Source organism: Candidatus Eisenbacteria bacterium, from assembly GCA_018831195.1.
In the GTDB taxonomy this organism is placed as follows: domain Bacteria; phylum Eisenbacteria; class RBG-16-71-46; order CAIMUX01; family JAHJDP01; genus JAHJDP01.
This window is the reverse complement of sequence record JAHJDP010000032.1, coordinates 39,692-65,591: the sequence shown is the minus strand read 5'-3', so window position 1 is coordinate 65,591 and position 25,900 is coordinate 39,692. Positions and strand designations below refer to the sequence as shown.

Below are 25,900 nucleotides of genomic sequence, written 5' to 3'. Positions count from 1 at the left end.
TCTAGCGATTGAAGCCGATCTTCCGGGCTCGTACACTCCATAAAGAAGTCTGGAGAGTCGCCATTGCCGGGACTTCAGTGGGGATTGGACAGGAAAGGGGAGGAATCATGATGGACACCGGACGTCATTTCTACCGCCTAACGGCCGGACTTTGCCTTCTGCTGGGAATAATGGGAATTCTTTTTATTTTCCAATCAAATGCCGAGGCGGCCTCATGGACTGAAACACATGAGACCCTTCTGAGGGCCTTGGAAGCGCTCCGGGGACCCAAGACGGGATCACCCCTGTCGGGATCACCAGAAGCCCCCGCGTTTGAAGCCCTGAACGCAGCAGGGGTCGGTGCAGAGCTCAGGGCGCAGGATGCCGCTCCGGAGCCGAAGCATCTCCAAGCAGCGCATCAGGCTTTCCCAAACGGCCTGGTCACCTGGGATGGTGAGAGGCCGCATAGAATTCTACTCGGCGGCGATATTCGAGCTGATGAGAAAAGTCTCGATGGATTGATTCAAGCGAGTCTTCGTCTCATCAAGGACCACTCCACTCTTTTTCCCGTGGCCTCCGAGGATCTCGTGCTTGAATCAAAGGCTCAGGTCTCCAATCTCTGGTTCCTCATCTTCCAGCAACACGAACTAGGCCTACCGGTCGAGGGAGGTCGTTTGGATTTCCGGTGGACCATCGACGGCCGGCTGGCGATGCTGGGTTCTGATCTCCGGAATATTAGACCCCTGAATCCCCACCCTACCCTTTCTGAGGATGAAGCGATCGCCCGGGCCGCGGGAGCCATCGACCGGGATCCGCAGACCCTGATCCGGGAAGCCGTCTATCCCGTCATCGTTCCAGACGGAGAGATGGAGCAGGTGGGAGACCGGGTCGCCTGGCGGATGCTGCTTCGGGCCCCGGGGCATGAATATGGTTGGTGGGCGGTCTGGGTCGACGCCCACAGCGGAGAGCTTCTCAATGTCCGAAACCTTATCCACGATTCAACGCCGGCGGCGGGTTCGGTTGAAATCTACGCGGAACGTTTTCAACCCGGTGACATCATGGAGGTCTTTCCCGGTGTCAATGCCATGGTCGCTCTGAAAGATCAAGGTGGGACCCTCATTGAAACGACCTTTACAGACCCCGACGGGAGCTTCGATTTTGGCGACCGCGAAGAACTTGATCTCAGCTATTTCACCATGCTCGCCGGTCCCTATTGCGTTATTAAGAATTCTTCCATGGATGACCGGACACCTGAGCTCGAGATCCCTGTGGGTGGCACCGGCGCCGATACCCTAAGATGGTATGATGACGGATCGACCTGGCCGTCGGAGAGGGATGCTTTTGTTCATCTCAATATCGCGCATGACATCACAAAAGCCTGGGATCCCGGTTGGTTCGGTCTCGATTTCCCATTGTCGGTTTATGTGGAGAACACAGATGGGATTTGCAACGGTTATTATGCGGGTGATCATATCGTTTTTTACGCGCCGGGAGGGAGTTGTCCCTCGATTGGGCAAATCGCTGATGTCGCCTATCATGAATATGCCCATGGGATCACTGGAACCCTGTACTGGCCCGAATTCGGTCCCGCCGACAGCCATGAAGGTTATTCCGACTACTATGGGGCTACTATCACGAATAATCCGAAGATCGGACAAGGCTTCACCGGGCCCGGTTCGTATCTTCGCGACATCGATGAGGATTTAGTCTATCCGGATGACATCAGCGGCGAGCCCCATCACGACGGCATCATCATTTCGGGCGCCTTCTGGGATCTGAGAACGGATGTGGGACCGGCGACAGCCGACTACCTTTATCATTTCCATCGCTACGGCAAGCCGATGAATTATGACGACGCCCTGATTGAAGTCCTGATTGTCGATGACGATGACGGCAACATTTACAACGGAACGCCGCATTTCGACTCTATCCTGACCGCTTTCCGCGCGCACGGGATCGGCGACACATCGATCCGTATCCAGCATAACCGGCTTCCCGACACTGAGGCCGTGAATACAGAAATCGCTCTTGATGCGACGATTCTCTCTCTCTACGGATTGGATGCCGATTCTCTCCGGATCTACTACAGGGTGGCATCGACGCCTCCGGTCCCATACACACCCGTCGACTTGATGGATGCGGGCGGCATCAGGAATTTCTCGGCGATCATTCCAGGTCAATCGGCCGGCACGATGATCGAGTATTACATTTCCGCCGCCGACACGATGGATCATCGCTCAACGCTTCCGGCGGAAGCGCCGGAGACGGTCTATTCGTTCTATGTCGGAACGGACACGGTTGCGCCCACATTCGTTATGTCGCCTCTTTGGGATGGAACGGTCGATCAGGATTCTTTCCGTGTCGAAGTCGATGTCACGGACAACTCCGCCCGCGTGGGATCGGTGCAGATCCGCTACCTTCGTCCTTCAGACCAGGTGGAAACAACGAAAGGTCTCACCCTGACCGAGGGCAGCACCTATCGCGCTTACATTTCCCCCGGCGCCCTATCTGTCGGGGACTCGATTCCGTACCGGATCGAAGCGATCGATGCGGCGCAGACGCCCAATACCGGCGCCTGGCCGGCGCTCGATCAGTGGGAAGCCTTTCATCTTCGGGCCGGCACCTTTAACGATCTTGAGTCGGATAACGGAGGTTATACAGCCGATGGGGATTGGGAGTGGGGCAATCCCGATCCGATCCAAGCGAGCCCCTATTCAGGCGGCAATGTTTGGGCGACGGGTCTGACAAATAACTACAGTACCCTTGTCTATTCGATGCTTCAATTGCCTGAATTGGATCTCACGGCCGGATCGGGTTGGGACAGGGCCACACTCGAATTCCAGCATTTTTACAAAGCGGAGTGGGGTTATGACGGAGGCCAGATTCAGGTCTCCCGCAACGGCGGCCAGTCCTTCCGGCCGCTCACGCCGCGGGGCGGCTACCCGCACCGGAATGTCGACGCCTACGCCGGCCCGGCCTACACGGGGGATAGTGATGGATGGGAACGGGTGGAGGTTCCACTCGACAACTATATCGGAGAGTCCATCGTTCTGGGATTCCTTTTTGGCAGCGATGTCGGTGTCGAAGAACCGGGCTGGTTTCTCGATGATATCCGGATCGTCCAGCGGCAGACGCTCGCTGAGCCGGCCGATCTTTCCGCTGATAGCGGTTGGCCTGACCGGATTCCCCTCAGCTGGTCGAAGCCGCCGGGCATCAATACATCCGGCGATCCATTTCTCGGATATAATATCTACCGCTCCACCACATCCGGCCAATATGGAACCGATCCGCTCAACACGGCGCCGCTTCAGAGCACCCAGTATCATGACACCAGCGCCGCGCCGATGACCGACTACTTCTACATTGTCACTGCGCTCTACGACGAGGACGAAAGCCTGCCTTCCAATGAGGCGATGGGAACGTCTTATCAGGCCATCGTTTCAATGCCATACGATACGCTCAGTGTTGTCATCGACGGCACCACCGATATTGATACGACTCTGACCATCTCCAATGCCGGGGCGGGCTCTCTGAACTACACGGTATTCCTGGCCGACGCCGATCAGGACTTTGATGACATCCGTCTCATCTATACCCTTGGAAGCGCAACCCCGGATGACCTTGTCCTTCTTCACGAGGACCCCGACGACAACGACTCAACGCCCGATATCGCCGGACTCTTCGCTGGAGATGATGATACCGAGGTCACCTTCCTCATCACCGAGTATGAGGCGCACGGGAATCCTGCTTCCGATTTCTCGGTGGTTCTCGAACTCGATACCGATCTGGATATCTCGACAGGGATGCCGGATCTCAATTTGGGGGCCGACTTCACGGTCGTTGTCGGGGCTCTGGCCAATGCCTACGGCTTCTACCCCGGCTTTATTCTCAACGGAGAAGGAGAAATAGCCGGCTTCCCCAACGTCATTCAGATGGATTCGGGCGGCGACTCGATTCGCATCGCCCTTCCTCTGTCGCTGCTGGGAGACCCAACGGAAACGGCGGTCTCTTCATTCGTGATTGACGCCGCCTTTGATCTCGTGGACAGCCAACCCGACCCATTGATGGCGTCTTGGCTCTCGTGTGACGCTTATACAGGATCGGCCACTCCCACAAATCCAGGAGAAATCATGGTCACCATGGCGGCCGCCGATCTGCCGGATGGAGATTACGCCGCCCGGTTGATTATTGAGACCAACGATATCAATCAGCCGATTTTAACTGTTGAAGTCAAACTGGGCGTCGGATTCACGCCGACTTTCCTTTCCTTCCTGGATTTCAACAGCCTCACTGACGGACTGGAGATCGTCTGGTCGCCGCCGATCGATATCGGAGTCGACGGCTTCCGGCTCTATCGCCGCGACGGCGTCACACCCGGTGAGGAGCTTATCTCGGGGCCGACACCGCTGAGACCCGGCGCCGACGGTTCTTATACATTCTTCGATCAGGATGTGGAACCCGGCCATTCCTATGAGTACCACTTTGTCGGGGTCCATCCGGATGGTTCTTCGATGAGTTTCGGCTCTGATTTCGCTGTCTTTTCACCGGAGATCCCCCAGGTTCTCAGCCTGATGCCGCCCCGGCCGGTTCCCTTCCGGTCCCAGGTCACATTGCGGTTCGGAATTCCAAAGCCGGGAGAGATGGAGCTCGCCATTTTTGATGTCCGTGGACGCCGGGTAACTACATTGTGCAATGGCCCCTCCAAGCGAGGCGTCTTTGAGAGGACGTGGGACGCCCGGGACGCGTCGGGACACCCTGTCGGCTCCGGCGTCTACTTCGGCGTTCTTCGACAGGACCATGAACGGCGTGTCAGGCGCCTGGTTTTGACCCGGTAATGATTTCCGATAGTTTCGCCCGCAGACGGCGCCGCGCCCTCGAAAAAGTCGGACGCGGCGCCATCCTCGTTCCCTCCGCTCCGGAATCTTTGAGGAACGGCGATGTCCATTATCCCTACCGTCCGAACAGTGATTTGTACTATCTCACCGGATTAAGAGAACCGGATTCAGCACTGCTCCTCCGGGCCGCAGAAACCGGACCCGAGTCTGTTCTTTTTGTTCGCCCCCGAGAGCGGGAGATAGAGAACTGGACCGGATTCCGGACCGGATTGGATGGCGCCCGCCGCATCTATGGGGCCGGAGAGGCCTATCCTATAGGGGAGCTTTCAAAACGCCTGCCCGACCTCTTGGAAGGAATCGACACCCTGCACTTTTCCTTCGGCGTCGATCCCGCAATCGATAAGATGATGACGGACCTGGTGTCCACCTTTCGGGGTTTGCAACGCAGCGGCGGTACGGGTCCCACGACGCTGGTCGATGCCGCGGAAATTCTCCATGAGATGAGGCTGCGTAAAGACGTGGTTGAAATCGATACAATGAGCCGCGCCGCTCAAATATCAGCACAAGCCCACTGCGAAGCTCTCCAGCGTGTCGGGCCGGGTTTGTTTGAATATGAGATTCAGGCGGTTATTGAATACGAATTCCGGCGCCGGGGAGCTGATGGATGCTCATATCCCTCCATTGTCGCCAGCGGACCCAATGCTTGCACCCTCCATTATCAATCAAACAACCGGCAGATGCTGCCGGACGATCTCCTGCTGATCGACGCCGGGGCTGAATACGAGCTCTATGCCGCCGATATCACCCGGACCTGCCCGGTGTCCGGGCGGTTCACGCCGGATCAAGCCGCTCTCTACGATATCGTCCTCGAGGCTCAAACGGCGGCCATCCAGGCGGCGCTTCCCGGATCATCTTTACAATCGGTCCATCAGATGGCCTGCACCATGTTGGTAGAGGGCCTTCTGCGGATAGGGATCCTGCAGGGCGACCTGGAGGAGATCTTGCGAACCGGCCGGTACCAAGCGTATACGCTGCATCCGACCTCACATTGGCTCGGTTTGGATGTGCATGATGCCGGACGCTATGTTATAGGAGAGTCTCGCCTCCTCGAGCCCGGAATGATCCTGACTATCGAGCCGGGGCTCTATCTATTTGAAGATAATCTGGAGATCGATCCCAGGTTCCGAGGCATCGGAATTCGTATTGAAGATGACCTTCTCATCACAATGGAGGGGAACCAAATCCTGACAAAGGGTGTCCCCAAAGAAAGGGAAGAGATCGAATCTCTTATGGCTCAACATCGGGGACTTTAGCTGCCCTTCAGGGGTACTTCATATGTGTCGATTCCTAACAAAGTGGAGACAGTGTGTAGATACAGGGAGGAAAATCCGACATGCGATCCATCATCAGCAGGCGTCACTTCTGGGCCCTGGCGGCCATCATGATAGCTCTCGTCGCCTTGGGAGTCTTTTTCTCAATCCCCAGCGACCTCCAAGCCGCCCCGGACAAGAATGAAGTCGTATTGAGTTTTGGCCCCGGCGGTGTTCTGACCCGCTCGGGAGCCCTTTGGCAGTATCGTCTGGATACAAAGGATTGGGTCACCATTGATCAGGCCTTTAAGGACCAGGGACAGGATACCCATGTCCTCCCCCTCCCGGTTGCGGTCGATGAGATCAGGTCGATGGAGAGCTTCGGCTTTTTGGTAACCCAGAGCGGCACCTGCTATCTCTTCGATCTTGAAGAGGATGAATGGAAAAATATCGGAACACCCTCGAGTTGACGGTGACCCCCGAGAGATCGTATCCTCATAGGGGGTCGAACAATCTACAAAAAGGCAGGTGATCTGACATGACGGCCAGCAATCATTTTTCCTCACTCACCGCATTGATGATCGGACTTCTTCTCTCCTTCCTCTGGTTCGGTGGGGCCTCCGCCCTAACGGTCGATGATGTTATCGCCCTCCTCGATGCCGGGATAGGAGAAGAGGTTATCCTCCAACAGGTTGCGGCGGACGGCTCGACTTTCTCTCTTGATACTGGCGATATCCTGGATATAAAGGATGCCGGTGGAAGCGATGATCTGATTCTTGCTCTGATTCAGACAAGGGGTGAACAGAGCGACGATCCTGATGGGAGTCTTTCAGACGCTCCTGTCATCGACAGGGGTTATGACGTCTATCAGCCGGCTTCTGTATCCATATACTATGATCCCTTTGGATATTACTGGTATCCATGGCCCTACTATTTCGCCTATTGCGCTCCCTTCTCCTGTTTTGATTTTGGTTTTTACTATGGCGCCCATATCCATTGGGGTTGGGCCCATTGGGGAGCCCGCTACTCATACTATGCCTACGATTGCGGTTACCACTATCCTCCCCGCCGGTCTTACCGCGGTGGATTGTGGAGCCGGCACGGCGGCCGGAACAGAACGCATTATGTGGTGAGCCGTAAAACGCCCCGCGGACAAACGGGAGTCTATGCCCGCGCAACACGGAGAAGCCCGGGAGCCGAAAGGTGGAGCCGAACCTATCAAAAGCCCCAGCGATCCACGCCCTCCCGCCAAATCTATGACCGCCGGACCCGGACGAAGAGATTGAGGGGTAGCACGGGCACCCCGCCCCGTTACAGCAAGCCGAATAGCAAGCCCTCGAGACAGCAGGGTTCACGGCCGGCCAGGACCCCATCCCGAAGCCAGGTGAAGGCTCCAAAATCTGACAAATCCAAACCAGCGATTCAGGCTCCGAGGGCTCCGAGTCCACGATCGGGCGACAAAAAACCACCTGAGTCCAAACCAAGAAAGAGCTCAAAGCCCACGAATTCAGCTGGAAAGAGTTGAGTCACGGGAAATATTGCCGAATCGCTTACGGGTTCACCGATCTCGTAAGCGATTCTCTTTCACGCTGGAATTGTCGATCGTCTTTGTCAAGACCTCGTATCTGCATGCAAATCATTCAGTTAAAGGAATTCGAACTTCGTCATACCTCTCCATACCGTCCGAATCCAGGAAAATACCACCCTTGAACCAACGGGAAGAGCCGGAGCAAGAAAACCTGGAAGTCATTATTGGCACGCATTATTGCTGCGTAGGATTAGAAAAGAAATCCTTGACGGATGCCGCTTCGATCCTGTATTATTAGCTTTGTTGGAAGGTTTAGGTTGTGTTCGACCTTTGAGCTTTCCTCGGAGGCAACGAACGCTTTAAAGAGTTTGGCGCTGCATGCGCCACCGGGTGTCTCGTAGGTCCGTCAGGAATATGAAGGTGGTGGAGTGACTCAGGTCACAAACACCTGATGTGGATGGGTGGGGTGGTGAGAAAACCCACAGGGGTGTTCAGCTAACGGTTAAAAAATCGCAGCTGCAGCAGCCCTAGGAAAGGAGAGAGGAAAAGCAACCATGAAGAAATTAGCAGCTCTTCTCGTCGTATTCGCGCTTGTTGGTCTAACGTCGTTAGCGTTAGCTCAGCCGGCCGAACTCGGCTTCAATATCAATACGACCATCGTCTATGGGCCTACGCCGGATGAAGATTGCGCCGACGCGGTGCTCGCACAGAACGATGATGGCACGTTTGAGAATGGCTACTGCTGGCAGTACGGTGGAGTCGTTGCTCCTGATTACGGTTCCTTTGCCGAGTGCTATAACAACATTTATGTCTGTTCCCTTGAAATCGGTTTCACGCAAACCGGTTATTTCGCGGGTCAGCTGATCGATGCCTATGTTTGGGCCGATGATGGTGGAATCCCGGGCAATGTGGTCTGCAGCGTTATTGGCCACCTCATTTCTGCCCCTGCATTCTGGCCGGTCATCTCAATGCACCTGATCGACATCAACTGCTGCGTTGAAGGCGCGCACTTTGCCGGCTACTGGTCCAACTGGCCAGGCCAGCACTGCGCGTTCTACGTTGGCGCGGATGAAGATGGTTTCGGGCTTGGTTGCCCGTTGACGAAGGTTCCTGCCGGCTCCGCTTACGGCACCGGCTGGGTCCCCGTCACAGTTGCATTCCCGAACTGCTTGGACATCGCGATTCGCGAGTGGTATCTGGACGAGTGTGGAACGAATCCCACACCTACAGTCGAGACCACCTGGGGATCCATCAAGAATCTGTACTAAACAATTCTTGACCATAAGTAAAAGAGAGCCGGCCAATAGGCCGGCTCTCTTTTTTTTGTGTTCATTCCAGTTTGCTCAGGGATCAATAATGAGCCCGCCAATTGATAAAGATCCTCCTGCCGGCTTCCACTTCCACCGTGCCGAGATCTACAGATTCGATGATCTCTCCTCGCGATCCAAGACAATCAAGGGTTAATGGATGGGAGCCTTCGGGAAGAAACAAACGAGCCATCTGAAACTCCCGCGGCAGGGTTGACCACGCGCGGGTGTCCGCAGTCTCTGTGGCGACACCGACGAAATTGGCCAGGAATCCCGCCACCGCTCCCCCACTTTTCTCAGCAAGCCTATGACCGATGTATTTTAAAAGCGCACGGACGATGGCGCGCATGATGATCTCTCCCTCTTGAGCCTCGAAGGAGATCTGCGCCGCCACTCCAAGATCCTCAACTCGTATCGTTTCTGCATGGAGTGAGCCGGAGGAAAGCCGTGCGGTTTGAACAACCAGCGGCCGCAGAGGCGGGAAAAAGGGCAGGGCCACCTCCAACCAGTAGGTGATTTTGACACGCTCGGGAAACCAGGCGCCGTGCATCCTGTGAGTCTCGTAACGGTGATGGAGCCTTCCCGCCAGAAGGATCACCCCATCATCGTCAATATCCGATTCCGATTCGAGAAGGGGTATACTGATGCGTGTTTCGCCCCTGATCGGGATCCAGCCATTTTCTAGAAGAAGGACTATCTCCCCTTGCCCCTCCTCGATCCCCTCTTGGTCCTGATCCCGAGGGATCTTCTCTATAAAATCCGTAAAGCCGCCCTTCAGGGCCACACGGTCAAGATCCGCCGCAAGCCAAGGCGGCTCAGGCGCTGATACCCGATCTTCCAGCCGTGAATAGGCTTCTTCCGCCAGACGAAGGGAGACCAAAGCATCATTCAACTCGCCGCCCTCCTCATGCAGCAGAGCGGCAAAGTACTCAACAAAGGGAAGACGGCCCTGTTCGATAAGATTCCCCTTGGAATCCGCCTGCAGAGCCCACTTTAAATCGATCTTTCGAGCCTCAACCAGAGCCCCCGTCAAATGTCCCATGTGAAGATGATTTAGAGCACGGTAATAGTTAATGAGGAACCGCTCAAAAGGTTCTCCGTCATAGGCCTCGACCTCCTCGTTGAGAAGGTAGGAAAAACCCTTCCGGCTAAGGCTCTTGGTATAGAGATCCTCAATGAGGAGTTCCGCGAGGTCGAACTGGGCATCACTTTCCTCGTAACGCTCCATGAGGTGCAGAAGCATGCCGGTTTCGAGATGGTAGAGAAGATCTCCCGGCTTCATCATCTTGGCGACATGATCGAGAGCACGCTCCATCTCCCCCTGCGCCGCAAATTCTCTGACGGGAGCGATACGATGCTGGTAAGTACTGCATCCCGTAAGGAGGATCAGAGCACAGAGGAAAAGATGAAGCGGACCGGCTGGTAGAATCGCTACCAACCGGATCCTTCGGGTAGGGGAGGTCAAGGAACGATCCCTATGGCTTGTATTGTTTCCGGGCAATGTACTTCTTAATCTTCTTCTGCCCCATCCAAACCTTTTCATTTGTTTCGATCCGCAAGAGGGTCAGATCCGTCTGATAAAAGGCAATCTTCTCGCCATCCTCTTCATCCATGATACTGTTCACGGATCCGGACAGCATGTAATCGGCGCCGAGCTCAACGCCTAATTTTTTGACAGTCTCAGGAGAAGCATTCTCCCACTGATCAAGTCGTTCTTCCCGGATCGACTCCCTCTCCTTGGCTGAGGCGACAAGACGGACTTTACCGGAGTTGATAATGGCACCCTCTATATCATTTAGAAAGGTCGTGACGGAAATATGCTCCGTTGTGAGATTCTTTACGGCTCCCACAATGATTGAAGGCTTCTTCCCCATCTTGTCAGCCATATGATCGGTAATCCAGACATGGCTCAAACAGTCCGCAACCATCTCCTCAGCAACAAGACGGCTGTCTGTATCATTCCATCGACCGGAAAGGTCCACCGTGGCCGAGGGATCGATTCTAGAGACAACCTTCTTCTGGCTGCACCCCATAACCATCACAAGCAGCATTGCAAAGATGACCTGAACAAAACCCCATATCCTTCGTCTCTTCATTGTCTCCTCCTTCGAGAAACCGGATTCAAGAGGCGGGGCAATTGACCGGCTTCATTAGATCGGTCTTCGTTGGCTGAAGTCTATGATTCGCCCCCCGGCGTGTCAACGTATTGCAGATTGTGAAGCGCCGACCCCTTGACAATCGCCCCTGTTTTAGGCTAAGTTCTGTGAGGGTTTCGACCTGGAGGGCACCAATGCGCGGGGGTTATGGGACGGCAAAGACCGTCGCCTACAGTCGTCGAGGGAGTCATCAGCGATTTCAACGGCGACTCTGCTTTTTACATTGTACCATCCCCCCCCACCCTCTTGATTCGGCAGCGATGGATTTGCACTCCGAGTCACGCATTTAACGGAACGCCCCATTGCAATCTCAGGGATTGACCGGTGGTAAAAGGGCATGGAAGACCGGGGCGGTTTGTTAACGCATTTCTCAGGGAAGGAGAAGGTTCAATGGCAATGGTGAGTGTGATTCTCCCGACATGTAATAAGAAAGATGAACTTCTCGTAAGTCTTGATTCGATTTTAAATCAAAACTACCGCAGCTTTGAGTTGATCATCATGGATGACGGCTCAACGGATACGACGTTTGAATCCATTGCAGAACGCTGGAAAGACAATCTTGATGAACCGCTGGATATCGCCCGCGCTATTAGGAATCCGAGAGAGCGCCGGAATGTTACCTTTACAATTGATGGGATTCCGCTCCGCTACGTCTATCAGCGCAACCGGGGATTCAGCACCGCCTGCAATCGCGGTGTTCGTTTGGCCCGCGGAAAACTCGTGTCCGTTTCTGATCCGGAAATCCGATGGTTCCCCGAGCGATTGAGTCAACAAGTTCGTTTTTTCCAGACAAAAACAGGAGTCTATATCACTGTCGCCGGTCAAATCCCAATGCGCAATGGCACGCCATTGAAAAAAGCCAGCACGCCGGGACCGGGCGGATGGCTTTTCGAGGAGATCATCTGCGACCGCCAACTTTCATACAATGCAGCGATTATTCACCGCAAATGCCTGGATGTCATCGGGGGATTCGATGAAAATCTTCCCAACTGTGAAAACTACGATCTCTGGGTGCGTCTCTCGGCCAATTTCCCAATCCACACGATGCAGGAATCCCTTATCTACACTCCTCACCGGAATTCAGACGGGAAGAGTACCTGGGCCACCCACCGCTTCCGTGTCTATGCGCTGGAAAAAGCATTCCAGAGCGGGTACCTCAATTCAGAGTACCGCCGGATGGTCGCCGAGCAGATCGTTTTCAAATGTGAAAAGTTGGTTGAGGGATTCAAGCAGAAGGACAATACGGAGCGAGCGAATTTTTACGAGAGAAAGCGAAAAAAATTCTCCGCAGAGGTGAGAAAGCTTACCGCTTCACAGCCAAAACCTAACGAACTCCTGCTGGAGAAGGAAGAACTCATTCCGGATGATGACGAGCCGTCCGTCGATTTTTAGAATCCCGCCGGCCTCATCAGTGGGCGCCGGACCGGTGAGCGGCAAAAGGATGGAACTCTACGGCGTGAGTTGTTGCATTCTCCCCTGAACGTCTTCGCCCAAGATCCCTGCGTCACGAACGGCCTGCACGGCAAGTTCATTGAGTTTATAACCCAGATTGACCACATTGGACGGTTTAAATCTGAGGTAGTTTTCAGCCTGGCTGATCACGACAAAATCCACCGAGATCCCCGTATAGGTCTGTTTGGGTTTAATGGGTTTTCCATTGACCATGGCATTGATGATTTCAACCCCGCCGTCGGCAGTCGATCTGAAGGAGTAGCTCAAACCTGAGACCTGAAGAATCCCGGACGTCTGAAAGGCTTGGCCCTGCGCATTATGACGAATCATCGTCATGAGTTCCTCACCGGTGCAGGTGAACCGGCAGGCCTCATTGTCAAACGGCAGGATCTCATAAATGTCGAGGCGGTGGATGGGTCCCGGAGGCATATCCTTCCTGAGCCCCCCACTATTCATAACGGCGAAATCGCCCGCGCCGGCGACTCTCAAGATATCCGAGACCCAATCCCCCAGATTGCTTTCACTGTAATGATCCCTTGTCCAGGCGACTTTGAGTTCCCCAAGCACCTCGCCGAAGGTCTCGCCGATCGCCTCCTCATACCCTTGAACCATCCGCCGGATATCTTCCTGTGGCTCCATCCCCTCAATCCATAGATCGATCAGGCGGCCCTTATAAGCCACGACGCGATCATGCTTCACCGTCAGATCCAGGCGTCCAACCTGCGTCAGCCGCCCTCCCGCCTGAACGATGAGCACATCCCCGACCACCTCCGGCTCCTTAATTCGTGTATGACTATGCCCTCCCACAATGACATCGACATTTTTAATCTTCGCCGCGAGTTCCCGGTCGGCCTCAACACCCATATGAGAGAGAAGAATGATGAGATCGGTTTCAGAATCAAGGCTGTCAGCCAGGGCCTGAACCTGTTCCAGGGGGTCGAGAATTTTCAATCCCTCGATATTCTTCTTCTGAACGACGCCGGCGAGAAACTCCGTAATAACGCCGATGATTCCGACCCGCAGCTTTCCAACTCTCTTGATGACACAAGCCTTGCCAAGAAAACCCCGTCCGTCTTCATAGACCAGATTGCAGCAGAGAAAGGGGAAATCGGCCAGGGCTTCCAATCCATGAACATTTTCCTGGGATATATCCAGATCATGATTCCCCAGCGTCATGGCGTCATATTGGAGAGCATTCATGATCTTGATGAGACCGCCTCCGTGAACATCATCAACGACCAAGTCGCAAATCGGATGTCCCGTCATCACATCCCCCCCATCCAGGAGGAGAAGATTCTCGACATCGGCGCGGGTCGCTCGAACCTCGCCTGCCAAGGCTTCCATCCCCCCGACGAGGGGTCTATCATCCCTCCAATCGGCTTCCCTGGATAAATAGGATCCATGGATATCATTTGTGTGGAGGATCGTGATCTCCTGGGCCTGCGAGGTCAGAGTGGAAATGGCCACCGCCAGGAGGAGACCCATGAGGATCCCACCGGCAATCGGCCCAAAACTCATTTTGCCCTTTTTTTTCAATTGGTTTGCCATGGCCATTGCTCCTCAAAAACGCCCACTGAAATCGACGAACTCCTCGTATCCGGAGGACACGCATTTCTCGACGACGGGATCATCCCCGGTTATTCTAACCGATATGCCGGTCAGGGTAACTGGGGAGATAGAGGGATCAGATCGCCCTCTGGATTGAAGCTTTCCCTGTCGAGGAAAGGAAGACCTGCAGAGGAGGTTTTGGTGCGGAAAAGAAGCGGGCCGACACAAAACTTCCCTGACTATACCGATCTCATCGAGAAGTACGGGCCGCCTCTCCGCCGGACGCTGGTCTTGCGTCGCCCTAAAAGCCCCGATTCCAGATTTAGTTATCCTTTCAACCGCAAACGACCCGGGGAAATTGTTTTGGTCATCCCGCGCCCCCCACGGGCCGTCCTCGTCCACACGAAGTCCTTCTATCCTCCCGACCTCTTCCGCCTCCCCACCGGAGGGCTCAAAGGCGGTGAAGAACTCTCTGTGGCCATCCACCGGGAGCTTCACGAAGAGACCGGGTTCAAATTGGGTATCCTCCAGTTCCTCTTTCATCTCGAGGTCCGGATGATAGAGAGCACGAGACAGAGGAGATTCCACTCCTTTGGCTTCCTCTTGGAGCCGACATCGGCGGCGCCGTCCATTCAGGATACCGATGAGCGGATCACAGGGTTTAATGACCTCCCCCTGGAAGAATTAAAAGGGATGGCTCACCGGCTGCGGCGTCTGCCTTCGCCATGGTCGCTCTGGGGGCGTTTCCGCGCCAAACCTCACATTATGACCCTCAGAACCCTCGAGGAGCGTGAAGCCATGAAGAAACCGATCTGGATCCTTCCCAGCCATGATCCAGGATCAGAACGCCCATCAGAAGGATCGCGCGAGTCTTGAAATCGCTATCTTTGAAATGATCAACCTCTGAATCTGGCTCGTTCCTTCATAAATCTGGAATATTTTCGCATCCCGCATGAGTTTCTCGACCGGGTACTCGGAATTAAAACCGTAGCCACCGAAGATCTGCACTGCGTCGGTTGTGACCCGCATCGTCGTATCAGCCGCGAAGGCCTTGGCATAAGCCGCCTCAAGTGTATTCGATTCACCCTGATCGATTTTCCAGGCCGCCTGCCAGACCAGGAGACGCGCCGCCTCCAGATCCTTGGCCATATCGGCGATCATAAAGGCAATCGCTTGATGGCGGTGGATGGAGACGCCGAACGTCTTCCTTTCCTTTGTATAACGGATCGCGTGCTCCATCGCTGAACGGCCGACACCGACGGCAGCCGAAGCGACGACCGGCCGGGTATGATCGAAGGCGGCCATGGCAAGCGACCAGCCCTTGCCTTCTTCACCAATCCGATTCTCGGCCGGGACAACCACATCGCTGTAGGAGATCCCCCGCGTGTCGGATGCCCGTTGGCCCATGTTCCATTCTTTTTTCCCGATCTCTACTCCATCCAGATGTGTGGGGACGATAAAAGCACTCATGCCGCGCGTGCCGGCCTCTGGATCGGTATAAGCAACGACAAAATGCCAATCGGCCACTGAGCCGTTGGTGATCCACATTTTCTGGCCGTTGATGACATAATCATTACCCTTTTTCACCGCCGTGGTTTTTATTCCCTGCACATCGGATCCGGCATCCGGTTCGGTCACGCAATAGGCGGCGAATTTCAACTCATCCAACATCGGAGACAGCCATTTCTTCTTCTGCTCATCGGTGCCGCCGACGATGACGGGAGCTTGCGCGAGGGTGTTGGCCTCCATCGCGGTTCCGATGCCGCTGCAGCCGGCGGCAAATTCCTCGGATATGAGACATCCGTCCAAAACACTGAGGCCCAACCCACCGTACTCCTCGGGAATATGGGTATTGATAAGACCCAATTCCCAGGCCTTCTTTATGATCTCGCGGGGAAATTCTCCGGTTTTATCATGATGGGCGGCTTTGGGTGCAATTTCCTGCTTAGCGAAATCGCGGGCCAATTTCCTAAGATCTTGCTGTTCATCGGTCAAACCGAAACCGATCATCGGGAACCTCCTTTTAAACGAATCCATGCTTTCCGGCGAAGAAGGACATTGTAGGCGCTTGTATCTCCCCGGCAAGATTGAGCATTGTTGTATAGAATCAGAATATAGGAACCGTTTGCCGGGTCAACTCTGGAGGAGTGATGGAACTCAAAGGGTGCGTTACGCTTGTCACAGGAGGCGGCCGCCGGATCGGCAAAGCTATCGTGGAGCATCTCGCCGGGCGGGGTGCGCTTGTCGCCATTCACTACCACACATCATCCGTAGAAGCGAAATCTCTCGCGGCCGGGCTCCAGAAGAAGGGTCTGAAGGGGCTGCCCTTCCGGGCCGATCTCAGCCGCCCCGCGGCGATTGAAGAACTGGTTCGAAGGATTGAAAAGAGGCTGGGGCCCGTCAGCGTCCTTATTAATTCCGCCTCAATCTATCAAATGACCTCCCCTCATCAATTTTCCGTAAGCGAATGGGATCGAGTGATGGCCGTTAATCTTCGGGCTCCGGCCCTTCTTTCCCGGGCCGTGGGTCCCAAGATGAAAAAAGCCGGTCAGGGCGTCATCATTAACCTTGGAGATTGGTCCATTCAGAGGCCCTACGCCGGTTATGCGGCCTATGCGGCAAGCAAAGCCGGGCTCGAGGCCTTAACCAAGGTCCTGGCTCGAGAACTGGCCCCTGAGGTGCGTGTGAATATGATCAGCCCGGGAGCGATCCTTCCCCCCGCGGGCGCTTTAACTTTAAAAAAGAATGCGAAAATGACCGCAAAAATCAAAATGATGGCCGAAGCGGCTGTGCTGAAACGAATGGGGAGGCCGGCCGACATCGCCGAAACGGTTCTTTTCCTTATCGAACGATCGGACTTTACGACCGGGATCAATCTTCTTGTGGATGGAGGAAGGAATCTTCAGTAGCCGCCACGCGGGATTTCCACTTTTGTATAAGACTGGATCGCTGAGCTTTCCACTGCCTTGATCGTATAAGATCAACCCTCCGCCGGGATCCGTTATCAACGGCCCGGGCATAAAGTGTGGGAGACTTTACCTGCAGATCCTCCAGCCAGCCGATGTCACTTGTCTCGGGGACCACCGCAATGTAAGCCTCATAGCGAGCGCCGTCGATGGCTAGCGATCCATCAATCCGTCCCGAACCGCCTTCCGCCTCGATGGACTCGATAAGAATCTCCCGCCCCCACCCCTCAAGATGGGCGTCCAGCTGTTGATAAGCGATCGCCCGTTTTGATCCGGTCAATTGAAAGACATCCTCAAGGGGCTGGAAACCAGAGATCGTTCCCTGAGCGAGATGGAGGTCGGCCTCCCATGTCGGGGGCGGGGAAGGCTCTCCGCGCAGCAGCGCCAGGGGATAGGTTAACCGGCCCCATCCAGAAGCAGGTCCCGCGAGATTCCAAGATCCCGCATCGGGCGAAAGAGACCCCGGCAGGGGTACGCCATCCATCTTGATAAGATTCAGGCGTATCTCCGTTTCAAGGCCGGGCGTCCCCAACCCATGATTGTGGATGAGAACCTTGACGTCGGCTGTTGATGACAAACCCGCTTCTGTGGGAAGATCTTCGACAATCAGGGGGCAGGTATCGGTTCTGCCATAAATGTGAAAGTCAAAACGCTCTATCGGATGAATCCGGTCCTGGTTCGAATCGGCGTCTGCGGGCATCGGTCCGATCCAAATGCTTATTCCATCCTGGACGACCGGGCCCTGAAACGCCCCCTCGAGACTCCAGAGTTCGTTTTCCCAGCGCCCCTTTATTCCGGTAAAGCGCGCTGCTTCTCCAATGGGGAAGCGGGATCCGGTGAGCGCATTCAACCACCGGCCATCCAGGGATCCGCCCTTGAGGATCACGCTGCGGGGCGGTCCCTCCCAGGCATTCCCTTCGCGTTCAGCAAGTAGGGACCAGGGCCGGCCGTCTCCCGGGATCGTCCAATCGGCGCTCCATCGCGTCCGGCCTTCTCGCTCTCCTATATTGACCCTCAATCCTTCCATTTTCAGTAGAAGGGTATCATCTCCAGCCACCCCGGCGGCCAGGATCAATTCGGGGGCGGTCAAACTCCATTGAGCATGACCCTGCCGTCCCCGATTTGATTCTCCACCTTTCCGATGCCGGACGGGACCCGTTGCCTTCGCATCGATCGTTCCGGTGCGATGGGTTGAAATCTCTTTCACAGAATCCGCCAGAACCGCCGGGAGGGAATCGGCGCCTTCCCCCATGGACGCCCCATCGATGCGGTCCCTTACCTCTACGCTCGGAAAGAGGAATCCAAGGGATTCCGGAACAAGGAGCCGGCCGCCCTCGAGGACGGCCGACCAATCGCTGTACCGGAGTCCGCGTCCCACGACGACACCCAAACTTGGTTTTAGAATGATCCGCTCAAAAGAAACCTTTAACAAAACATTGCTGAACTCCCCTTCCGCCTTGATATCGTCCAGAAATACCCGCGGGGGCAGATAGCTCCACCGGATTTCACTCCACTCCACCCTGCCGATCGAGGGGATCACTTCGAACAGCGGCCGGGAATCCATCAGTTTTCGCATCTTTCCATGCCCCCATAAAGCGGCAAGAAGGAAAAGACCGGCGCCAACGCCAAGAGTGATCCACAGAATCCGTCTCATCGATTGATCCAGCATTTCTCTTTAGGATTCATCTTCTTCTCAAACGCCATCCGTCTCAAACGCCTCCGGTGGAATCGGCGGGGGATCACGGTGCGCCACCATCACGTAGGCATCTTCTTCACCCTCGACACGGATCGAATGTCTGAGGCCGTGTACAATATTCGCAATCGAGCCCGAGTTAAGGATGCGGCTGCCGGTGGGAAGTTCAAGGCGCAAACATCCCCTTAGAACGGCGAGAATCTTGTCGACATTGGAGACCTGGGAGCGGTATTCAGTACCGGCCGGGACGATCCAGGGATCAATGGTATAGCCTTCCTTTTCAAGCTCCCGGATGCTGGCCGTCAGCCTTTCGATCGCCCGGAAGGGGGGTGTTGATCCATGCCCCGGCTCTGATTCCCCTGATGATCGGATCATAGGCTTGGTCCTCCCCGGCCTTCTTTGGCTCGGATATTGGAACCGATTTTGGGAACCCAACAAGCGGGCCGTTGTATAGAAAATAACAGTCTTGGGCACTGCGATCTTTCTGGGGCCCTCCACTCGCACGGCACGGTTTCGTTTCGTGCGGACCGAGACCCCAGGGGAAAGCGGTCCCAACATGGTGGCTGCGAGCCTTGGCACCCTCTCCTGCGTACCCCCCATTATGGAGTGTCTCTCGCGGCCACCGCCAGTTTTTGTCTTCTCTTCCGGCATATTTATTATAAATCGCATGAAATGAGGGCCGCCCCACCGGGACGGCCCTCTAATGTTCCTCGATATTAAATCGGGTTACTTCACGAGAACCATTTGGCGTGTCGCCCTAAAGCCGCCCGCATCGAGAATGTAGTAGTAGACACCCGCGGCGACTTCCCGGCCGGCGTCATCACGAGCATCCCATGTCTGCGAGTAGCGACCAGGCTGTACGGTATCTTCCATCAGGTTCCGGACAAGACGTCCATCCACACCGTAAATCCTAAGCGATGCGCGAACCGCCTCGGGCACCTCAAATCTGAGGACGGTCTGCGGTGTGAAGGGGTTGGGCGCCGCGCCTTCAAGGCGGTAGGCCAACCGGGTGGTCGTCCCCTCGACATCAGTGGCGCCCTGAGAGAGAAGCAGCATGAAATCATCCACGCCGGCTTCTACGAGAGAGGGATCACTGAGATCTGAGGCGATAAACTTGAACTGGACATCGCCGATGCCACTACCGAAGAGGGCCAGAAGATCGCCACCGGTGAGGTACCACTGGTTCTGGTTCGATTGAGTGTTCTCGATATCCTGCCAGGCGCCGCCGTTGTTGCGGGCTTGTACAACCCAGATATCGGCATTGGGGGCGTTCCCCTTATCATTCGAGTACCAGCGATGATACTTAACGCGCGCGAAGGAAGCGCCCGACATATCATAGACCGGTGAGTAGAGGCTCGTGGTACCGCCGTCGATGTCAAAGGTGCCGTCAGCGGTGCCGGAGGCCCGACCGGTGATCCAACAGTTAACCCCCGGCGCCGGTGTATGATCATTTTCCGGCTGAGCCGAGGTCGCTTCCGGATCGCCCCTTTCCCAGGCACCCGTCGTGGCGTTATCGGACCCTTCGTCATTCACGCTCCAACCTTCCTCGCTTTCGATATCATCAAAGAGGGTTGGAATGGCGAAGCTGTAGAACTCCGCGGGAGCCGTTGAAGGCGCATTGCGGTAGTTGCCCTCTTGATCGACGGCGTGAATGTAATACTCGACATCAGCCGGTTCGGTCTGGCCGGCCAGGATCAGTTCGTAGTCGTTGCCGCCCGTGTTCGTCATGGGCGCACTGATGAACGACCCGCCGTTCTTGCGGTAGATGACCCGCACGGAATCGGGATCCATGGCGGTGATCGTCGAGAAGATCTCGGCAGCCAAGATGACATCACCCTCGGGGACCGGAGTCACCGGCGGGATATGGCTGATGAGGACACCCTCGAGAATCTCGGGGCAATCGAAGTTATGATTTGTGGCGCCCGTGCAGATCGCATTGTAGTGCGGTGTGCCGTTATCGAGATTGCCGTCGTCATCATCGGCGATGAAATAAGCGAGGACCTGATCCGGCTGATACATGGGATGTTCCAGCACTCTGCCATAGTGCCACAACTCGCCGGCCAGGATCCGTGAGCTCTCATAATCATAGGTGTTCTGCAGCTCCTGCCACATGTCCCAGTTGAAACCGCAGATGACACGGCCGGCGGAGTGGATCGGCTGGCCCACGACATCATTGGGATAAATCAGGTTGTTGTTGCAGTCACGGATCCCGCTGCCGCACTGGTTCAGATAGAATCCGCGGCCGATGATCGATTCGCCCGTCATGAGGGTCGCAATGATATCGCCGTTCCCCTCGCCGAGACCCTCGTTGCCCTGGGAACCCAGAATGGTGTACTGGATACCATGGCCGAACTCGTGATGCACCACGCCCTGTATCTCGCCGGTGTTGGCGCATCCGCCGCCCTCGATGTAGAAGTTGATTGTACCATCCCAGTAGGCATTACAGGTGCTGTTGCGGCTGACAAAGGAGTTCATCCGCGTATTGACATAACTGAAGGTCGGAGCGAACTCCAGGAAGTAATCATGGATATCATTGACAGCGTTAAAGACATCCCGCTCGTCATTCTGCGCCCAGGTCCCATCCCAGTGGACGGTATATGGAACGCCCGGCGTCGCCGTGCCCGAGTAGAGGGCTTCACCGCCGCCCACATTCTCGACATGACACCAAGGGCCGTTCATTTCCGAAGTAATCGCCTTGCTATCGGTGCCGCCGTAGGAAAGCGACCAGTTGCCATTGATATCGGTCGTGACGGTGCCGACACCGGAGACGGTGACATACTGATAGCCCTGCGCTTGATCATTGATGCCGTTGCAATAGGTCGCATCTTGAACCTCGGCTTCATCGTCGCCTGAGAAATTGAGGAATTGGACATCATTGTAACGCCAGAGGATCCCGCCGCTATGGGCATCAACATGCGTCACCCAGATCCCGATCGGGTCCTCGGTGCGAACACGGATACGCCAAACGAGATGAAAGGAAACATCCGTCTCAGATGCCGGAACCGGCAGAATGAGAAGATGGGTTCCATCCTCAATCGAATCAGTGGCGTAGTTGTAGGGGAGGTCTTGACGCGCGACCTCTTCCGCCACGGAAGCAATCAATGTCGGATGGGGATCCACCTGGATATCGGAATAATAGTTTGAACTCATCACGAAGAGTCGTCCGGTATCCATAAAGGTTGTGTGCGCCCGGCCACCCTCGACTTCCAATCCTTCATACATCTGCTGGAAGTGGACGGCTGTCTTTCCGAGGCCTCTTGTAACTTCATGGAGCTGAAGATTGGCCGGATTAAGACCGAGAACACCGGCATTGGCTGCCAGAGCCGTGCGGGCGGCGCTTTCAGCATTGAAATCATCGCTGAGCGAGACAGCCAAATCGACACCGCTGCCATAAATGTAGGATGGCGTACGGGTCTGCGGATTCCAGGAGTAGATGGTCCAGTTTCCACCATAACGATTGGCGATACTGGTCGTGACATCCCGGCTTATCTCATCAAACCGCTCGACGCGATAATTGTGAAGATCAAACTCCTTTAGAGGGATTTCATAGGCCGAATTTTGCTCCGCAGGAGTAAATCCCTGGACCGGAACCAACCCACCTCCAATGACAAGGAGTGCCATGGCAAGGCCGATTAGGCCCCGCGAGTTCCTAAGCATCATAGTCTGGAAATCTCCTTTCCTTGGGTTGAGCCCATTGCCACCCAGACCCGAACCCGCCCTTGAGACGAACGAACCGAATGGTGTATCTCTTAGATTTACAAGGAGATAGAGACACTGTGAAGCAGAAATCCCACGGATAATGAGATTCCCGATCGGCTCATCCGGGTTACCTTCTCCTCTTTGATGGGGAGTTCATCCTTCCCCATTCCCCTAAGGACCCCATCCTGGGGATCCTGCGACGCGGCACAGCAAAGCTATTTTAGCAGCACTGTTAGAATATCAAGATTATGGCAAAAATTCAAGTCCTACCAAGAGCTAGGATTCAGAGAAATAAGCCCGCCTGAGGCCTACTGAATTCCCAATGAATCCGGGGTTTCCGCCGGACTGAGAAGATGGAAGAGGAAGACTTCCCTCTCCGGAATGCCCCGATCGCTGTAGACCAGCTCAAACCGGTTGGGATGCCGGCTGATGGCGGGAAGGAGAAACCGACCGATGTCATCGTAGGGGATGCGGGAGAGGACCACGAGATCGACGTCGCGTTCTTCAAAATTCTGCAGCATCTTCTGCGAATCGGCTTCCCGGGGAAACCCTTCGCAGCGACGTTCGCTGACAAATCCGAAAAGGCCGGGCTTCCGATCGATGATCAATATGCCCTCCGGCATATTCATACGGACCCACCGCGCAGCCTGAAAGTAAGCGTCCCAAGCCGGAGGATACGTCCGGCTTTGTATTTTCAATTTCACAAGGTTCTGGCCCGCCAGAATCAAGAGGGCCAGCACGACCACCCTGAAAAACCAACGCCCTCTGGGACCCAGGATCCAGCGGAAGAAAATCCAGGCGCCATTTAAGAAAGCCCACATGAGGAAGGGGGCGATCGGAACAAGGAACCGGGATGATCCCCAAATGGGGGGCCACAGCAGGCACAGGACAAGGGTCAGCAGGCTTGCCAGAACCCAGGCCTGGAGTCGCCGTGCGCCTTGCACCAGACCGATGAGGATGAGGAGCCATGCGGCGCCCACTGCTGGAATCGGTAGGTACCGGCTCAACTCAGCCACATTTGTATAAGTCGATCGAAAGATCGCCGGCCAGACCAGATGAGGTATTTCCAGCAAAAAATACTCTTTGCCGTTGTGAAGGAGACGATCGAGGAGATCGGGAAATCCTAGAAATCCGAATTCGGGAAAATAGGGATTCACGAGAAAAAATTGACGGATATACGATTGCCCGGCCCCACCCATCGCTGTCTTCACAATCCATGGAAGGATGAGGAGGATGATCGCCAGCGCGGCGCCCATGGCGGCTTTGCGGCGGCGCTGGAGCCCGTACGCCCCGAGAACCGCGGCGGGTATCACCAGCCCGGCGCTGCGGATCCAGAAAGCCGCCATCGCCAATGCCCCTGCGATGAAACCCTCCCGAAAAGAATGGGCGGCTTCCCCATCCCGCCGATCGACCCACCAGAAACAGGCCATAACGACCGCAAGAAAAGGAATTTCACTCATCACGTAGTGCGAATACTCAACGACGGGAATGAGACTCATCCCCAGAAGGGCGGCCAGCCCACCGCGCCACGGCCCCCAGAAACGGAATGTTAAATGCGTGCCGAAGAAAACGGCGACGAGATACGCCGTGAATACCAAAATCTTCTGCGGAAGGAGATTCAGTCCCCAAATTGACTGGATGGGAACGAGGAGCCAGGGGAATCCGGGGGGGAATCGGCTGGCGGGCCAGATCCCCTCCCCATTGCGGATTGACTCGGCAAGGCGCATATACGAGACATTATCGCCATTAATGTGCAGGCGCAGATCCAAGGTCAGAAGAGCGGCAAGACCCAGCAGGATCATGGGCACCCAGACATAATGACGCCTGACCGGCGCAAAGAAACGCATCGCAGGGCCCGCCATGGCATCTGCGGGGGGATCTGATGGAACTTGCCGTTTTTTCATGAAGCCTCGCTGACGGCCTAAAGCTCCACTTCGGTGCCGATCCCCTTTTCGCGGGCGGCGGTATAAATAGAGAGAGCGGTCGAGATATCCTGGATCGCGAGTCCACAGGATTTGAAAAGGGTGATCTCTTTGGGATTCTCACGGCCCGCTTTCCGGCCGGTGACAATCTCGCCGAGGCTCGCGTAGATGTGATCCTGCGTCACCGCCCCTTCCTTGATCGGGATAAGGATATCACCCGCTTCCGCCAGATTGGCCTCTTTCAGATCGGCTACGAATTTTGACCGTTTCACCGTTGTGGTATCCAGTTCACGAGCGGTCGGAGAATGGGATCCGATATTGTTTATGTGGGTCCCGGGCTTCATCCAGTTCCCATCAAAGACAGGATTGGGCGAACTTGAAGCGGTGATGATGATATCCGAATCTTTAACCGCCATTTCAGCATCATCGGTCGGGATCATCTCGATACCGAAGGTCTCGCTCATATCATGGGCAAACTTATCCCGCGCTTTCGTCACGAGATCCAACACATAAACCTTCTCCAGCGGTCTCAGCATGTGGACCGCTTCAAGCTGTTTTTGCGCCTGAACACCAGCTCCGAAGATGACGGCGATTTTTGAATCCTCGCGGGCCAGAAATTTCGTCGCGACACCGCTTGCGGCGCCTGTTCTGACCGCGGTGAGATAACCGGCGTCCATAATTGCGATCGTCCGGCCCGTCGCTGGATCGCAGAGCGATAAGGTTCCAAAGATGGTTGGGATATTGTATTTCTTGGGGTTCTCAGGATAAACGGTGACGATCTTGATGCCGAGGGCGTTCATCTCCCCACCGATATAGGCCGGCATACCGAGAAAAACCCCTTTGTGATCCGAAATGGGAATGACGGCCCTTTGAGGCATGATCGTCCTGCCGTTGGCCAGCTCCGCAAATGCCTTTTCGACGGCAATGATACAATCCTTCATCGTGAGGACCTTCTCGACATCTTTCCGGGAGATGAGCAGCGGCATGACCGCCTCCTTTCATAATTCGTCCAATTCTCCAATGGGACTATTTACCATGTGAATAACATCGATTTTAAATCCTTCAGCCGTTATCCAATGGCGGCGACGGCCTCAACGGCAACCAGCGCCCCTTTGGGAAGCGCCGAAACCTCTAAGACCCCGCGCGAGGGCAGGGCGGTTTCGAAAAACTCGGCATAGATCGCATTAACATTTCCGAATTCGGAGATATCCGTCAGATAGATTGTCGTCTTGACGACACGATCCATTCGACTTCCACCGGCTTCAACAATGACTTTGATATTCCTAAGGCATTGCCGCGCCTGATCGCCCGCCGTCTCACCGAGCATCTCACCGGTCGCGGGATCCAGGGCAATCTGCATCGCCGTAAAGAGAAGATCCCCCGCGACAACGCCCTGCGAATAGGGCCCGACCGCCGCCGGAGCCCCGCCTGTTTGAATCGTGCGATAGGACATCTGTTCCCCCATCCGTTCCCGAAGGTCTGATAGAATCGATCCGCCCGCCTGG

18 protein-coding genes are annotated in these 25,900 nt (G+C 55.4%); 8 read left to right on the top strand and 10 right to left on the bottom strand.

The features are described 5' to 3' along the window. The first annotated feature begins 107 nt into the window (after positions 1–107). From KJ970_06225 to KJ970_06205, 5 genes are all read left to right on the top strand, one after another. A complete protein-coding gene (locus KJ970_06225; GenBank protein MBU2690507.1) occupies positions 108–4,814 on the top strand; it encodes an immune inhibitor A in 4,707 nt (1,568 codons plus the stop codon). A 2-nt stretch (positions 4,815–4,816) separates the two neighbouring features. Further along, positions 4,817–6,127, top strand: a complete 1,311-nt coding sequence (locus KJ970_06220) for an aminopeptidase P N-terminal domain-containing protein (GenBank protein ID MBU2690506.1) — start codon at positions 4,817–4,819, stop codon at positions 6,125–6,127. Between the two features lie 80 nt (positions 6,128–6,207). Beyond that, on the top strand, positions 6,208–6,594 hold the full coding sequence (locus KJ970_06215; GenBank protein MBU2690505.1) for a hypothetical protein: 387 nt from the start codon (positions 6,208–6,210) through the stop codon (positions 6,592–6,594). 68 nt (positions 6,595–6,662) lie between these two features. Continuing rightward, positions 6,663–7,649, top strand: coding sequence for a hypothetical protein (locus tag KJ970_06210; GenBank protein ID MBU2690504.1), 987 nt, complete (start codon positions 6,663–6,665; stop codon positions 7,647–7,649). Positions 7,650–8,206: 557 nt separating this feature from the next. Next, positions 8,207–8,920 carry a hypothetical protein gene (locus KJ970_06205; GenBank protein MBU2690503.1) on the top strand — a complete coding sequence of 238 codons (714 nt, stop codon included), beginning with the start codon at positions 8,207–8,209 and terminating at the stop codon, positions 8,918–8,920. Positions 8,921–9,002: 82 nt separating this feature from the next. On the opposite strand, the gene KJ970_06200 is transcribed toward KJ970_06205, so the two are convergent. Beyond that, positions 9,003–10,244 carry a hypothetical protein gene (locus tag KJ970_06200; protein MBU2690502.1) on the bottom strand — a complete coding sequence of 414 codons (1,242 nt, stop codon included), beginning with the start codon at positions 10,242–10,244 and terminating at the stop codon, positions 9,003–9,005. 190 nt (positions 10,245–10,434) lie between these two features. Then, positions 10,435–11,055 (bottom strand): penicillin-binding protein activator LpoB, encoded by a 621-nt coding sequence (locus KJ970_06195; protein MBU2690501.1) that lies wholly within the window; start codon positions 11,053–11,055, stop codon positions 10,435–10,437. A gap of 450 nt (positions 11,056–11,505) precedes the next feature. On the opposite strand from KJ970_06195, the gene KJ970_06190 reads away from it, so the two are divergent. After that, on the top strand, positions 11,506–12,507 hold the full coding sequence (locus KJ970_06190; GenBank protein ID MBU2690500.1) for a glycosyltransferase family 2 protein: 1,002 nt from the start codon (positions 11,506–11,508) through the stop codon (positions 12,505–12,507). A gap of 57 nt (positions 12,508–12,564) precedes the next feature. Here KJ970_06190 and KJ970_06185 read toward each other — a convergent pair whose 3' ends face one another. Further along, positions 12,565–14,115: a bifunctional metallophosphatase/5'-nucleotidase gene (locus tag KJ970_06185; GenBank protein MBU2690499.1), complete on the bottom strand. Its 1,551-nt coding sequence runs from the start codon at positions 14,113–14,115 to the stop codon at positions 12,565–12,567. A 201-nt stretch (positions 14,116–14,316) separates the two neighbouring features. Here KJ970_06185 and KJ970_06180 point away from each other — a divergent pair, with 201 nt between their 5' ends. Continuing rightward, complete coding sequence (locus tag KJ970_06180) at positions 14,317–14,991, top strand: NUDIX domain-containing protein (protein MBU2690498.1); 675 nt, start codon at positions 14,317–14,319, stop codon at positions 14,989–14,991. Here KJ970_06180 and KJ970_06175 read toward each other — a convergent pair. After that, positions 14,968–16,122: an acyl-CoA dehydrogenase family protein gene (locus KJ970_06175; GenBank protein ID MBU2690497.1), complete on the bottom strand. Its 1,155-nt coding sequence runs from the start codon at positions 16,120–16,122 to the stop codon at positions 14,968–14,970. The two genes, KJ970_06180 and KJ970_06175, sit on opposite strands and share 24 nt — an antisense overlap. Positions 16,123–16,265: 143 nt before the next feature. Between KJ970_06175 and KJ970_06170 the strand changes: the two genes are divergently transcribed. Next, on the top strand, positions 16,266–17,024 hold the full coding sequence (locus KJ970_06170) for an SDR family oxidoreductase (GenBank protein MBU2690496.1): 759 nt from the start codon (positions 16,266–16,268) through the stop codon (positions 17,022–17,024). On the opposite strand, the gene KJ970_06165 is transcribed toward KJ970_06170, so the two are convergent. The 6 genes from KJ970_06165 to KJ970_06140 all read right to left on the bottom strand — a co-directional run bounded on the left by KJ970_06165 (position 16,987) and on the right by KJ970_06140 (position 25,848). Continuing rightward, positions 16,987–18,735 carry a hypothetical protein gene (locus KJ970_06165; GenBank protein ID MBU2690495.1) on the bottom strand — a complete coding sequence of 583 codons (1,749 nt, stop codon included), beginning with the start codon at positions 18,733–18,735 and terminating at the stop codon, positions 16,987–16,989. The genes KJ970_06170 and KJ970_06165 overlap by 38 nt on opposite strands. Before the next feature lie 39 nt (positions 18,736–18,774). Beyond that, positions 18,775–19,149 (bottom strand): hypothetical protein, encoded by a 375-nt coding sequence (locus KJ970_06160; protein ID MBU2690494.1) that lies wholly within the window; start codon positions 19,147–19,149, stop codon positions 18,775–18,777. A 351-nt stretch (positions 19,150–19,500) separates the two neighbouring features. Beyond that, the gene (locus tag KJ970_06155; GenBank protein MBU2690493.1) at positions 19,501–22,395 is read right to left on the bottom strand and encodes a hypothetical protein; all 2,895 of its coding nucleotides are present in this window, start codon (positions 22,393–22,395) and stop codon (positions 19,501–19,503) included. 386 nt (positions 22,396–22,781) lie between these two features. Further along, on the bottom strand, positions 22,782–24,377 hold the full coding sequence (locus KJ970_06150; GenBank protein MBU2690492.1) for a hypothetical protein: 1,596 nt from the start codon (positions 24,375–24,377) through the stop codon (positions 22,782–22,784). Between the two features lie 17 nt (positions 24,378–24,394). Further along, positions 24,395–25,381 carry an ornithine cyclodeaminase family protein gene (locus tag KJ970_06145; protein MBU2690491.1) on the bottom strand — a complete coding sequence of 329 codons (987 nt, stop codon included), beginning with the start codon at positions 25,379–25,381 and terminating at the stop codon, positions 24,395–24,397. A gap of 83 nt (positions 25,382–25,464) precedes the next feature. Beyond that, positions 25,465–25,848 (bottom strand): Rid family detoxifying hydrolase, encoded by a 384-nt coding sequence (locus KJ970_06140; protein ID MBU2690490.1) that lies wholly within the window; start codon positions 25,846–25,848, stop codon positions 25,465–25,467. Between the last annotated feature and the right edge of the window lie 52 nt (positions 25,849–25,900).